The sequence below is a fragment of the Protofrankia sp. CiP1_Cm_nod4 genome (assembly GCF_982290645.1).
Genome location: NZ_CEVIVC010000021.1, coordinates 1 through 13,322, shown reverse-complemented (window position 1 = coordinate 13,322; position 13,322 = coordinate 1). Strand labels below are relative to the sequence as shown.

Below are 13,322 nucleotides of genomic sequence, written 5' to 3'. Positions count from 1 at the left end.
CGCGCACGGCCTGCAGGTCGGCCGAGACCCCGGGGAACCGGTCGGGATGCTCGATGATCGCCAGCGCCTGCTGCGCGGAGACGTCCTTGGCCACCGGGACCGGCTGGTAGGGCGAGCCGTTCCAGCACGGCGGCTTCACCGTGGCGGAGCAGAACTGGATACGCGCACTGATGTCGGCGACGGGCATCCCGATCGCGTCCGACAGCCGCTCCAGCACGGCCTGTCCGGAGTCCTCCTGCCGGTCGGTGACCGACCGGTTCACCGATATGACCAGGGAGGTCCGGTTGCGGACAAGGGGCTGCCCCTGGTCGTCCACGATCAGGCCACGGATCGCCGGGGTGACGACCTCACGGACCCGGTTCGTCTCCGCGAGGTGGCGGTAGTGATCACCGTTGAGTATCTGCAGGGTCCACAGCCGGGCACCAAGTGTGATCAGCAGGGAGACCGCCAGGACGCGCAGGACGACCAGCCGTACCCGGATGCGGTCATCCAGGGACTCCTCCAGGGGGCCCGGCCGCCTCGCCCGCCCCCTGATCACGGCTGCTCCCTGTGCAGGCGCCGCAGCCCGGCCGTGACCAGCGGGAAGATGACCGGAGTCAGGACCAGCGCGTAGAGCGCCGCGCCGAGCACGCGCAGCAGCGTCTGGCTACCGGTCAGGCTCGGCTGGCCGATGATGCCGGCCATCGCGGCGTGCCCGGCCGTCCCGAGGGCCGACGCGCCGGCGGCGACGGCCAGCGGCAGGTAGGCCGACCGGTCGGTCTCCTCCCCGACGAGCCCCACCCCGTACCCGACCAGCGAGAAGACCATCGCGGTCTGGCCGAGGACGTGCGTGGAGAGCAGGTCCGCGAGCAGGCCGATACTGAAGCCGACGACCGCGCCGGTGACGGGCCCCTGGCACAGCGCCACGAAGCAGAGCACGATCAGGATGATGTCGGGGCTGCCCAGCGGCAGGCGCAGCGCGGCGATGACGGACACCTGCACCACGATCAGGACGGCCATCACGGCGACGGTGGCCACGATGATCCTGCCCCGCGGCCCGGCCGCGCGCGTACCCGTGTCCCACATGATCCCGCCTCAGCCGGTGGACGTCCTCGCCGCGGGGGCGAGCGTCGCTGTCGGGGAGATCCGCGCGGGCGTGCCTGGCGACGGCGACGCGGTGGCCGGCGACCGGCCCGTCGCGGCGGCCGGTGATGCGGCGGCCGGTGATGCGGCGGCCGGTGATGCGGCGGCCGGCGGCGCGGCGGCCGGCGGTGGCACCGGGCGTGGCGGCAGCAGCCGGTCGCCCGGATCGGCGGCGGGCCGGCCGACGACAACGCCGACGAGGTCCAGCGAGCCCAGGGCCGCGAAGGTGGTGACCTCGGCCGAGCGCGAGAGCCCCCCGCCGGAGTCCAGGACCTTGGTGACGACACCGATCGGCACCCCACCGGCATAGTCGTTGCTGCCGAACGTCACAAGGCGATCACCCGTCTTCACCTGGAGGGTGGCGTCGTAGAGGGTGAAGGCCAGGCTGCCGGGAGTGCCCCCGCCGGCCACCGCGCCGAGCAGCCTGGTGTTCTCCAGCCGGGCGCCGATGTGGCTGGCCGGGCTGGACACCAGCCGTACCACGGCGGCATGGGCGGTGGCGGTCAGGACGGTGCCGACCAGCCCGTCGTTGTCGATCACCAGCTTGTCCGGGGTGACGCCGTCGGCGCTGCCAGCGTTGATCGTGACCGTCCAGTCCGTCCCGGTGATGTCACCGATCGCTATGACCCTGGCCGGGATGATCGTGTACTGCCCGTGGTCGGCGAGCAGCCGCAGGCTGGACAGTTCGGTGGCCTGCCGCCGCACCTCGTCGTCCTCGGCGAGGCGCCGGCGCAGCTCGGCGTTTTCCGCGGCTAGGGCGTCCGCACGCTTCTGGTACCGGTTGGGATGGGCCAGCGCGGACAGGGTGCGCCCGACCGGACGGGTCACCGCGGTGACCGCCCCCTCGACCCCGCCGAACACCTCGCGCAGGGCACCGCGCACGCCCGACGAGCGCTCGCTCGAACGGTAGTCGATGGTGATCAGGGTAAAGGCCACGACGAGCAACACGATTATGATCACGCGGGAACGCCGGGTGTCACGTCCCACCACCGGCCTCCGTACCTGAAGAGAACCCCCGTACCCGCGGACGGTCAGCGACGGGGCTCGGAGATGAGTACCTGCTGCAACGCCTCGAACTCCTCCACACACTTGCCGGAGCCCATCGCGACCGAGTGCAGCGGGTTGTCGGCTATGTGGATCGGCATGCCGGTCTCGTGGCGCAGGCGTTCGTCCAGGCCGCGCAGGAGCGCTCCGCCACCGGTCAGCACGATCCCGCGGTCCATGATGTCGCCGGAGAGCTCCGGCGGGCACTTGTCGAGGGTGACCTTGACCGCGTCGATGACCGCGTTCACCGGCTCCTCGATCGCCTTACGGATCTCCTCGGCGGTGACGACGATGGTCTTGGGCAGGCCCGAGACCAGGTCCCGGCCGCGGATCTCGGCGCTCGGCTCGTCCGACATCTTGTGCGCGGAGCCGATGGCCATCTTGATCTCCTCCGCGGTCCGCTCACCGAGCATGAGCGAGTACTCCTTCTTGACGTAGGAGATGATGGCCGTGTCCAGCTCGTCCCCGGCGGTCCGGATGGACTGGCTGGTCACGATCCCGCCGAGGGAGATCACCGCCACCTCGGTGGTGCCGCCGCCGATGTCGACCACCATGTTGCCGGTGGGTTCGTGCACCGGCAGGCCGGCTCCGATGGCCGCGGCCATCGGCTCCTCGATGATGTAGACCTTGCGCGCGCCGGCCTGGTAGCCGGCGTCCTTCACCGCCCGCTGCTCGACCCCGGTGATGCCGGAGGGGACGCAGACGACCAGCCGCGGCTTGGCGAAGTGCCGGCGCCGATGGACCTTCTGGATGAAGTAGCGCAGCATGCGCTCGGTGGTGTCGAAATCCGCGATGACGCCGTCCTTGAGCGGACGGATCGCGACGACGTTGCCGGGCGTGCGGCCGATCATCCGCTTCGCCTCGGTGCCGACGGCGAGGATGCCCGTCGTGGTGGTGTTTATCGCGACCACGCTGGGTTCGTTCAGGACGATTCCGCGGCCACGGACGTAGACGAGGGTGTTGGCGGTGCCAAGGTCCACGGCCATGTCACGGCCTAGGAACGACAGCGAACTGGACATCGTCGGATGCCGGCCTTCCCGGGTGTGGGGTCTGGGTGCGCACGCAGGGTGTGCGGGGTGTACAAGGCAGGCGGTGTCCGTAACGATCTCGTGTCCACTGCTTGTTCGACGGGCCCCATCCACTAGTCCAGTAGTCCGGCAATCCAGTAGAGACGCTGTTGCAGACACCAAAGAGCGTGAACCGGGCCCCTCGAGCCTGCCATGGGTGTGCGGGACACGTGGCGCGCGACGGTTCACGCACCACGCCGGGCCACCGGGGCTGTCAGCCCCGGCCCGTAGGATCAGTTCTAACACTCGGAGTAGCAAGAATGCTACCCGAGACAACCCGATGAAGGCACCCGGAGTAACAACATTACGTAACCCTCACGAATGTAACCCGCGTGAACCAGACCTGCACGGAACAGGACCCGTCCGCCGGGTGTGGCGTGCCGGCGGGCGGCACGCCACCGGCACGCCACACCGACGCAGCCACACCCGTTCCGCGTCCTCAGGGCCGGAACGGCTCCCCGGGCCGGGCGGGGCCGGCTGTCAGCTGAGCCCCGGGAAGAACAGGTCGATCTCGCGCTTGGCGGACTCGGGCGAGTCCGAGCCGTGGACGAGGTTCTGCCCGATCTCCAGGGCGTAGTCGCCGCGCAGGGATCCCGGGGCGGCCTTGACCGGGTCGGTGGCGCCGATCAGGCCGCGCACCGCCTCGACCGCCCGCGGGCCCTCGGCCACCAGCGCGACCAGCGGGCCGGAGACGATGAAGTCGACCAGCTCGCCGAAGAACGGCTTGGCGGCGTGCTCGCCGTAGTGGGTCTCGGCGACCGAGCGCTGAAGGGTGCGCAGTTCAAGGGCGACCAGGGTCAGCCCCTTGCGTTCCAGCCGGCCGACGACCTCGCCGACGAGGCCACGGCTGACGCCATCGGGCTTGACCAGAACGAGGGTGCGTTCGACGGACACGGAACTCCTTCTCATAGCTGCTCATAGCTGCTCGCGTGGACAGCCGCGGTCCTCCGGCGGCTGCTGTGGACCTTATCCACCGCCACGCCACGTTATCCACCGCCACGCCACGTCCGGCCCACCGGCAACATCTACCAACGGACATCCGTCAGCCAACATCTGTCGGTCCGCATCTGTCGGCCCGCATCCGCTGGCACACATCTGTCGGCCAACATCCGCCGTGGCCGACATCCATCGACCAACAGATGCCGGCCGGCGTCCGTTGGTCAACGCCTGCCGGCCAACCTACCCGTCAGCGGCGCAACAGGTGGCGAGCCTCACCCACCGTCACCAACGATCCGGTCACCACGACCCCGGCACCGCCGAGGTCACCGTCCCGCTCGGCCAGCCGGACACCGGCGTCGAGGGCGTCGTCCAGACGGGCGGCGACCTCCACCCGGTCGGGGCCGAAGACGTCCACCGCGGCCGCCGCCAGGTCGTCCACGGGCATCGCCCGCGGTGACCCGCTCTGGGTGACGACGATGTCGTGCAGCACCGGCTCGAGGGTGGCGAGGATGCCGGCGGCGTCCTTGTCGGCGAGTATCCCCACGACGCCGACGAGGCGGCCGAAGCCGAACGCCTCGTCCAGCGCCTGGACGAGCGCCCGCGCGCCCGCGAGGTTGTGCGCGCCGTCCAGCAGCACCGTGGGTGAGCGGCGGAGCACCTCCAGGCGCCCCGGGGAGTCGGCCTGGGCGAAGCCGGCCCGCACCGCCTCGATGTCCAGCCGCTCCCGGCCGCCGCCGAGGAAGCTCTCGACGGCCACCAGCGCGCACGCGGCGTTGTGGGCCTGGTGCTGCCCGTACAGGGGCAGGAAGAGGTCCTCGTAGACACCACCGAGACCACGAATAGTGATCATTTGGCCGCCGACGGCGATGGTACGGCCGAGGACCCCGAACTCCAGCCCCTCCCGCGCCACCGTCGCCCCCACCTCGGCGCACCGGCGCAGCAGCACCTCGGCGGCCGGCAGCGGCTGCTGGGCGAGCACGACGAGCGCGCCCGGGTGAATGATCCCGGCCTTCTCCGCGGCCACCGCCTCCGGGGTGTCCCCGAGCTCCGGATGATCGATGGAGACCGGGGTCACGACCGCGACCCCGGCGTCGATGACGTTGGTCGCGTCCCAGGTCCCGCCCATCCCGACCTCGATGACGGCGACGTCGACCGGCGCGTCCGCGAACGCCGAGAAGGCCATCGCGGTCAGCAGCTCGAAGAAGGTGACCTTCTCCGGATGCCGGCCGTCGACGAGCTCCGCGTAGGCGATGACGTCGTCGTAGGCCCGGGTGAAGACCTCCGGCGCGGCGACCCGGCCGTCCAGGCTGATGCGTTCGGTGACGCTCTCCAGATGCGGGGAGGTGTACCGGCCGGGCCGGATCCCGAACGCGCGCAGCAGCGAGTCCGTCATCCGGGCGGTGGAGGTCTTGCCGTTGGTCCCGGTCAGGTGGATCGACGGGTAGGCCCGCTGCGGCTGGCCCAGCAGATCGACCAGGTCGCGCATGCGGTCGAGGTCCGGGAGCATGCGGTGCGGGAAACGTCCGGCCAGGGCCTTCTCGACCCGGGCGAGGCCGCCGTCGTCCGCCCCGCCGCCGCCCGTCCGGTTGTCGTCCGCTCCCACCTCAGGCCGACTTCTCCTGGCGAGGGGTCCGCTTGGACGAGGTGACGTCACGGTCGCGCGGCACCAGCGTCGGGTTGACGTGTTCCAGGACGACCTCGCGCGTCACCACGGCCCGGGCGACGTCCTTGCGGCTGGGGATGTCGTACATGACCGACAGCAGGACCTCTTCCATGATCGCGCGCAGCCCGCGGGCGCCGGTCCCGCGCAGGATCGCCTGGTCCGCGATCGCGTCGAGGGCGTCCGCGGTGAAGTCGAGGTCGACCCCGTCCAGCTCGAACAGTTTCTTGTACTGCCGGACCAGTGCGTTCTTCGGCTCGGTGAGAATGCGGATCAGCGCTTCCCGGTCGAGGTTCGAGACACTGGTGATCACTGGCAGACGGCCGATGAACTCGGGAATCATCCCGTACTTGAGCAGGTCCTCCGGCATGACGTCGGAGAAGACGTTCGCGGCGTCCGGATCGTCCTTCCCGTGCAGAACCGCCCGGAATCCCAGGGATTTCTTGCCGACGCGCGAGTCGATGATACGGTCAAGCCCGGCAAAAGCTCCACCGACGATGAACAGGACGTTTGTGGTGTCTATCTGGATGAATTCCTGGTGGGGGTGCTTGCGACCGCCCTGGGGCGGCACGCTCGCGGTCGTCCCCTCCAGTATTTTCAGCAGCGCCTGCTGAACCCCCTCGCCGGAGACGTCCCGGGTGATACTCGGGTTCTCCGACTTACGCGCGATCTTGTCGACCTCGTCGATGTAGATAATGCCGGTCTCGGCCTTCTTGACATCGTAGTCGGCGGCCTGGATGAGTTTGAGCAGGATGTTCTCGACATCCTCGCCCACATAGCCGGCCTCGGTGAGCGCCGTCGCGTCCGCGATCGCGAACGGGACGTTGAGCATCCGGGCGAGGGTCTGCGCGAGCAGCGTCTTGCCGCACCCGGTGGGCCCCAGCAGCAGGATGTTGCTCTTGGCGAGCTCCACGTCACCCTTGGCGTCGCCGCCGGCACCCCCGGCCTGGACCCGCTTGTAATGGTTGTAGACGGCAACCGAAAGGGTCTTCTTGGCCTGCTCCTGGCCGACGACGTAGCTGTCCAGGAACTCGTAGATCTCGCGGGGCTTCGGCAGCTCGTCCCACTTGAGATCGGAGGATTCCGACAGCTCCTCCTCAATGATCTCGTTGCAGAGATCGATGCACTCGTCGCAGATGTAGACACCCGGCCCGGCGATGAGCTTCTTCACCTGTTTCTGGGACTTGCCGCAGAACGAGCACTTGAGCAGGTCGCCGCCGTCACCTATGCGTGCCACCGAGGACTCAGTCCCTTCGTCCAGACGATGGTGTCGCCTGCAGCTCAGGGGCGGTCTGGCCGCCCAGTCGTCGCCTGTCTGTTACTATCCTGCCCGCGTTACCGACTGTTGCACATGGCCGGCGACATCGGGCTGATGGCCGTCACATCCTCGTGTGGGGACCGTACCCCGTACAGACGCCCGGTGAGAGCTCTATCGCGCGGCTCGCGGGGATCAGCCTACGGTCCGGCGGCCACATCCCCAGACGCCCGCGCCGTACGGATTGCGCCCAGGCAGGCCGTGCGCACGGCCGCCACCGCGCCGGCCGGCCGGCCCTCTGATCACCCGCCGCCCGATACACCCCTGACATCGCGGGGAAACAGCCCCGGAGGCCCCCACGGACAGCCGGGAGCGACACGACCGCACGCCTTGCGCGCCCCCCCGGGCAGCCGGCAAGGCGCGGCGCTCCGGGCCGGCGGGGCCGGCCCGGAGCCCGCGCGGTGCCGGGCTCCCCCGGTCCTCCGGGGGGCGGAAGCAAGGCGGTCATGGTTTTCGCCGCGCCCGCAGCCGTCAGCGGGTGGCCGACTGAGTGGCCGCCAGCCGGGAGGTCTTGCGCGTCGAGATGACCTCGTCGATCAGCCCGTACTCCTTGGCCTCGGCCGCGCTGAGGATCTTGTCCCGCTCGATGTCCCGGCGGATCTCCTCCTCGCCGCGGCCGGTGTGCCGGGCGTATATCCGCTCCAGCAGCGCGCGCATCCGCAGGATCTCCCGGGCCTGGATCTCCAGGTCGCTGGACTGGCCCTCGCCCTGCCCGGACGGCTGGTGCAGCAGGATACGGCTGTTCTCCAGCCCGAAACGCTTGCCCGGGGTGCCGGCGGCGAGCAGCACCGACGCGGCCGATGCCGCCTGCCCCATGCAGATCGTCTGGATGTCGGGCCGGACGAACTGCATGGTGTCGTAGATCGCCGTCAGCGCGGTGAAGGACCCGCCCGGCGAATTGATGTAGATCGAGATGTCGCGGTCCGGATCCTCGGACTCCAGGAACAGCAGCTGCGCCATCACGTCGTTGGCGGACGTGTCGTCGATCTGCACACCCAGGAAGATGATGCGCTCACGCAGGAGCTTCTCGTAGGGATCGAGAGCGATCTCGCCCCGGCTGGTCCGCTCGATGACGCGCGGCAGGACGTATCGGCTGACGGGTTGACGGCTGATGTCGCCCTGACCGGTGATCGTCTGGTTCATGTCCGGGTGCCTCCCCGACGGCTTGTGATGATCGGTGGCAGATGTCGACGGTGCGGGCCGAGCGTCCCGCGGGTTCTTCGAGCCGGCCCGGCGGTGGCCGGGCAGGTGTCGGCCGGTTCAGGCGGTCGACGCCCGCCTGAACCGGCCCGGCTCGGCTGGCTCTAGCTGACCGGGCCCTCGCTGGGGACCTGGCGGGCCCGCGAGACGACGTGGTCGACGAAGCCGTAGTCCTTGGCCTCCTCTGCCGTGAACCACCGGTCGCGGTCGGAGTCCCGCTCGATCTGCTCGATGGGCTGGCCGGTGTGGAACGCGATCCGCTCCTGCATCATCCGCTTGGTGTAGAGCATCTGCTCGGCCTGGATCGCGATGTCGGACGCGGTACCGCCGATACCGCCGGAGGGCTGGTGCATCATGATCTTCGCGTGCGGCAGCGAGTAGCGCTTGCCCACCGTGCCCGCGCACAGCAGGAACTGGCCCATCGACGCGGCAAGGCCGAGCGCCACCGTGGCGACGTCGTTCTCGACGTACTGCATGGTGTCGTAGATCGCCATGCCGGCGCTGACCGAGCCGCCGGGAGAGTTGATGTACAGGAAGATGTCCCGGTTCGGATCCTCGGCGTTGAGCAGCAGGAGCTGGGCGCAGATCGTGTTGGCGATCTGGTCCTCGACCACCGAGCCCAGGAAAATGATCCGTTCGCGCAGCAGACGGTTGAAGACCTGCTCGTCGAAACTGGCCCCACCCTGCCCCGGCGAGCGCAGCTGCGGGACTGCCAGGCTCGGGGCTGCGATATCACTCACGGTTAGCTCCTCGGCTTCCTCGCGCTGGCGGCGGTTGATCTGACCGGCTCGACACTATCTGTGACTCGCGTCGGTTCCGGGAGTTCACGCTCGATGTTCGCGCTGGGCGTGAGGGCCGGCCAGTCCGAAATCTGATCAATTCGGACATCGGGGTATCATACAGACCTCGGACGGACGACCAACCGGGGCCCCGGAGAGCGGGGTACCAGTCGGTGCGGCGGAATGCCAGCCGGGTGGACGAGGCGCCGGGACGATCCTCGTCCACCCGACGACGGTCAGCTGCCAGGACGCTCAGACACCGGATGCGGGGCCTGCCTGAGTGCCACCGGCCACCTCGTCGTCATCGTGGGCATCGCCGTCAACGTCGTCACCAACGTCGCCGTCCACGTCGCCGTCCACGTCGTAGTAGGCGCTGTCAGCATCGGCGTCATCGTCGGCCACCGGCTCCGGCCGGCGGGGCAGGTCCAGCTCCACCGCGTTGCCCTCGGTGTCGACGACCTTCACCTGCTCCAGCAGGAAGGTGAGGGCCTTGCTGCGCACGGTGTCCGCCATGATCGCGGCAAGCCCCTCGCCCTGGGAGATCTGCTGGGCGAAGATCTCCGGGCTCAGGCCCGCGCGCTGCGCCCGCCCGATGATCTGCTCCATCAGCTCGCCCTGCTCGACGCCGATCTGCTCGACGTTGATCACCGCGTCCAGGATGAACTGGGAGCGCAACGCCCGCCCGGCCAGCCGCCGGATCTCGTCGAGGTACTCCTGCTCGCTCTGGCCGAGTGACTCCAGGTAGGAGGCCCGCTCGAGGCCGAGCCGCTCAAGCTCGTGCGAGAGGCGGTGCTCGCGGGCCTCGACCTCGCTGTCGAGGACCGAATCCGGCACCGGCACGTCGAGCCGCTCGATCAGGTCGTCGAGGACGCGCTCCCGGGCCTGGTTGAGCTGGCCGAGCCGGACCCCCTGGCCGAGGCTCGTCCGGACGTCCTCGAGCAGTTCCGCCAACGAGTCGAACTCGCTGGCGGTGGTCGCGAAGTCGTCGTCGAGCTCGGGCAGCTCACGCTCCTTGACGCCGCGGACGGTCGCCGTGACCTCGGCCGCCTTCCCGGTATGCTCCCCGGCGAGCAGCTCGGTCCGGAACGTGCGGCTCTCGCCCTCGGCGGCGCCGGTGACCGCCTCGTCGAGGCCCTCGACGAGATCGCCGCTGCCGACCTCGTATGACAGGCCAGCGGCGTCGGCACCCTCGACGGTCTCCCCGTCGACGGTCGCGGTCAGGTCGAGCGAGATGAAGTCACCGGCCTGGACCGGCCGCTCCACCGGCCTGAGGACGGCGAACCGCTCACGCAGCGTCGTCAGGTGGGCCTGGACCTGCTCCTCGGTGACCTCGGCAGCGTCGACGGTGATCTCAACGGTGTCGTACTCCGGCAGGGCGATCTCCGGGCGGACGTCCACCTCGGCGGTGAACACCAGCGGGGCGCCGTCGGCGAACGAGCTGATGTCGACCTCGGGCTGCGAGAGGACGTCGACCTCCTCCTGGCGCACCGCGTCGGTGTAGAACCGGGGCAGTGCGCTGTGGATGGCCTCCTCCAGGATCGTCCCCCGGCCGAGGCGCTGGTCGAGGATGCGCGGCGGCACCTTGCCCGGCCGGAAGCCGGAAACCCGGACGTCCCGCGCGAGTTTGCGGTAGGCGGCGTCGACAGAGGGCTTGAGCTCGTCGAAGGGCACCTCGACGGTCAGCTTGACCCGGGTGGGACTAAGGGTTTCCTTGGTGGCCTTCACGGCGCGGCTAACTCCTGATGCGGCGGTGGATCGGATGGACGCGCCGAGATTACCGGTCGGGGCGGGGAGACTCGAACTCCCGATCTCCTGCACCCAAAGCAGGCGCGCTAGCCACTACGCTACGCCCCGTGGCGTTGCTCCTCCATCCTACGGGGTAGAGTCTCTGGAACGTCCCGCGGGTGTAGCTCAATGGCAGAGCCCCAGCCTTCCAAGCTGGCCATGCCGGTTCGATCCCGGTCACCCGCTCGTGCGCGCCGCCCCTGGTCAGGGCCACACCCCGGCCAGGACGTCGATCTTTGTGGTACGGCGATCCTTGTCGTGTCGTCGGCCCGCGCGGTGTCCGGCCCGGTTCGTCGGGCACGATCGGATGCACCATGACGCTCGCCGACCGCCTGCCCCCGCATCCCGACCCCGACAGCATCTTCGACGCGTTCACCGAGTGGACGCGGGAGCAGGGGCTGACCCTGTACCCCGCCCAGGCCGAGGCCCTCATCGAGGTGGTGACCGGGTCCAACGTCATCGTGGCCACCCCGACCGGGTCCGGCAAGAGCCTGGTGGCCGCCGGCGCGCACTTCGCCGCGATGGCCCACGGCCGGCGCAGCTTCTACACCGCGCCCATCAAGGCGCTGGTGTCGGAGAAGTTCTTCGCCCTGTGCGCCACGTTCGGGCCGGGCAACGTGGGGATGATGACCGGGGACGCCGGCGTCAACGAGACCGCCCCCGTCATCTGCTGCACCGCCGAGATCCTGGCCAACATCGCCCTGCGGGACGCGGCCGCCGCCGGCGTGGGGCAGGTCGTGATGGACGAGTTCCACTTCTACGCCGACCCCGACCGCGGCTGGGCGTGGCAGGTGCCGCTGCTCGAGCTCGCGGACACGCAGTTCATCCTCATGTCGGCGACCCTCGGGGACGTCCGCCGGTTCGAGGAGGACCTGACCCGCCGGACCGGGCGGCCCACCGCCGTCGTCCGCTCCGCGCAGCGTCCGGTGCCACTGTTCCACCACTACGTGACCACGGCGCTGCACGAGACGCTCGAGGAGCTGCTGAGCACCCACCAGGCGCCGGTCTACGTCGTCCACTTCACCCAGGCATCGGCGCTGGAACGCGCCCAGTCGCTGATGAGCATCAACGTGTGCAGCCGCGCGGAGAAGGACGCCATCGCCAGGTCGATCGGCGACTTCCGGTTCGCCGCCGGGTTCGGCCGGACGCTGTCCCGCCTGGTCCGCCACGGCATCGGCGTGCACCACGCCGGCATGCTGCCGAAGTACCGCCGGCTGGTGGAGCAGCTCGCCCAGGAAGGGCTTCTTAAGATCATCTGCGGCACCGACACCCTGGGTGTGGGGATCAACGTGCCGATCCGCACGGTCGTGTTCACCGCGCTGTCCAAGTACGACGGGACGCGGACCCGCCACCTGCGCGCCCGGGAGTTCCACCAGATCGCCGGGCGGGCCGGCCGCGCCGGTTACGACACCGTCGGCACGGTCGTCGTGCAGGCGCCCGAACACGTCGTGGAGAACGAACGCGCTCTGGCCAAGGCAGGGGACGACCCGCGCAAGCGGCGGCGGGTCGTCCGCAGGAAGCCCCCGGAGGGGTTCGTCTCCTGGGGCCCGGCGACCTTCGAACGGCTGGTGGCCGCCGAGCCCGAGCCTCTGACGTCGAGCTTCGCCGTCAGCCACGCCATGCTCCTCAACGTGATCAACCGGCCGGGCGACGCCTTCGCCAGCATGCGCCGGCTGCTCACCGACAACCACGAGCCCCGGCCCGCCCAGCGCCGGCACATCCGCCGGGCCATCGCCATCTACCGGGCGCTGCTCGCCGCCGGTGTGGTGGAGAAGCTCGCCGTGCCGGACGAGACCGGGCGCACCGTCCGGCTCACCGTCGACCTGCAGCTCGACTTCGCCCTCAACCAGCCGCTGTCCCCCTTCGCCCTGGCCGCCCTGGAACTGCTCGACCGCGACGCGCCCGGCTACGCGCTGGACGTGGTGTCGGTCCTCGAGGCCACCCTGGACAACCCCCGCCAGGTCCTCTCCGCCCAGCAGTTCAGGGCCCGCGGCGAGGCCGTCGCCCAGATGAAGGCGGACGGCGTCGAGTACGAGCAGCGCCTCGAGCTGCTGGACGCCGTCACCTACCCCAAGCCCCTCGACGACCTGCTCGGCGCCGCGCTCGAGACGTACCGGCGCGGCCACCCGTGGGTCGCCGACCACGAGCTCGCGCCCAAGTCGGTGGTGCGGGACATGTACGAACGGGCCATGACCTTCGCCGAGTACGTCGGCTTCTACGGCCTGGCCCGCTGTGAGGGGCTGCTGCTGCGCTACCTGTCCGACGCCTACCGGGCCCTGCGGCAGACCGTCCCCGAGGAGGCCCGGACCGAGGAGCTGACCGACCTCATCGAATGGCTGGGGGAACTGGTCCGCCAGATCGACTCAAGCCTGCTGGACGAGTGGGAGCGGCTGCGCAGCCCCACCCCGGAC

10 protein-coding genes, 2 tRNA genes and 1 pseudogene are annotated in these 13,322 nt (G+C 70.0%); 2 read left to right on the top strand and 11 right to left on the bottom strand.

Features of this window, described 5'->3' with window-relative positions; all coding sequences use genetic code 11:
• The 11 genes and pseudogenes from AC5LSR_RS06640 to AC5LSR_RS06590 all read right to left on the bottom strand — a co-directional run.
• Positions 1-493 (bottom strand): annotated as a pseudogene (locus AC5LSR_RS06640) (penicillin-binding protein 2); the annotation flags it as partial.
• 41 nt (positions 494-534) lie between these two features.
• Positions 535-1,065 (bottom strand): rod shape-determining protein MreD, encoded by a 531-nt coding sequence (mreD, locus tag AC5LSR_RS06635; protein WP_250287527.1) that lies wholly within the window; start codon positions 1,063-1,065, stop codon positions 535-537.
• A gap of 9 nt (positions 1,066-1,074) precedes the next feature.
• On the bottom strand, positions 1,075-2,109 hold the full coding sequence (mreC, locus tag AC5LSR_RS06630; protein ID WP_493464493.1) for a rod shape-determining protein MreC: 1,035 nt from the start codon (positions 2,107-2,109) through the stop codon (positions 1,075-1,077).
• 44 nt (positions 2,110-2,153) lie between these two features.
• Positions 2,154-3,185, bottom strand: coding sequence for a rod shape-determining protein (locus AC5LSR_RS06625; RefSeq protein ID WP_013872948.1), 1,032 nt, complete (start codon positions 3,183-3,185; stop codon positions 2,154-2,156).
• A gap of 528 nt (positions 3,186-3,713) precedes the next feature.
• On the bottom strand, positions 3,714-4,127 hold the full coding sequence (gene ndk, locus AC5LSR_RS06620) for a nucleoside-diphosphate kinase (protein ID WP_250285667.1): 414 nt from the start codon (positions 4,125-4,127) through the stop codon (positions 3,714-3,716).
• A 292-nt stretch (positions 4,128-4,419) separates the two neighbouring features.
• Positions 4,420-5,775, bottom strand: a complete 1,356-nt coding sequence (locus AC5LSR_RS06615; protein WP_250285660.1) for a bifunctional folylpolyglutamate synthase/dihydrofolate synthase — start codon at positions 5,773-5,775, stop codon at positions 4,420-4,422.
• Position 5,776: 1 nt separating this feature from the next.
• Positions 5,777-7,069 (bottom strand): ATP-dependent Clp protease ATP-binding subunit ClpX, encoded by a 1,293-nt coding sequence (clpX, locus tag AC5LSR_RS06610; RefSeq protein ID WP_250285661.1) that lies wholly within the window; start codon positions 7,067-7,069, stop codon positions 5,777-5,779.
• A gap of 549 nt (positions 7,070-7,618) precedes the next feature.
• Positions 7,619-8,290 (bottom strand): ATP-dependent Clp protease proteolytic subunit, encoded by a 672-nt coding sequence (locus AC5LSR_RS06605; RefSeq protein WP_250285662.1) that lies wholly within the window; start codon positions 8,288-8,290, stop codon positions 7,619-7,621.
• Positions 8,291-8,451: 161 nt separating this feature from the next.
• Positions 8,452-9,087: an ATP-dependent Clp protease proteolytic subunit gene (locus AC5LSR_RS06600; protein ID WP_250285663.1), complete on the bottom strand. Its 636-nt coding sequence runs from the start codon at positions 9,085-9,087 to the stop codon at positions 8,452-8,454.
• Between the two features lie 291 nt (positions 9,088-9,378).
• Positions 9,379-10,851, bottom strand: coding sequence for a trigger factor (gene tig, locus AC5LSR_RS06595; RefSeq protein WP_250285664.1), 1,473 nt, complete (start codon positions 10,849-10,851; stop codon positions 9,379-9,381).
• A gap of 56 nt (positions 10,852-10,907) precedes the next feature.
• Positions 10,908-10,980, bottom strand: a tRNA-Pro gene (locus tag AC5LSR_RS06590).
• Positions 10,981-11,026: 46 nt separating this feature from the next.
• On the opposite strand from AC5LSR_RS06590, the gene AC5LSR_RS06585 reads away from it, so the two are divergent.
• Both AC5LSR_RS06585 and AC5LSR_RS06580 read left to right on the top strand, forming a co-directional pair.
• Positions 11,027-11,097 (top strand) — tRNA-Gly (locus AC5LSR_RS06585).
• Positions 11,098-11,225: 128 nt separating this feature from the next.
• On the top strand, positions 11,226-13,322 hold a 2,097-nt coding region (locus AC5LSR_RS06580; RefSeq protein ID WP_493468252.1), incomplete at its 3' end, for a DEAD/DEAH box helicase.

What these genes read in the sequence shown, in the direction of transcription:
- mreD (WP_250287527.1), bottom strand. Translation starts at nt 1,065, where the DNA reads ATGTGGGACACGGGTACGCGCGCGGCCGGGCCGCGGGGCAGGATCATC.
- AC5LSR_RS06625 (WP_013872948.1), bottom strand. Translation starts at nt 3,185, where the DNA reads ATGTCCAGTTCGCTGTCGTTCCTAGGCCGTGACATGGCCGTGGACCTT.
- AC5LSR_RS06605 (WP_250285662.1), bottom strand. Translation starts at nt 8,290, where the DNA reads ATGAACCAGACGATCACCGGTCAGGGCGACATCAGCCGTCAACCCGTC.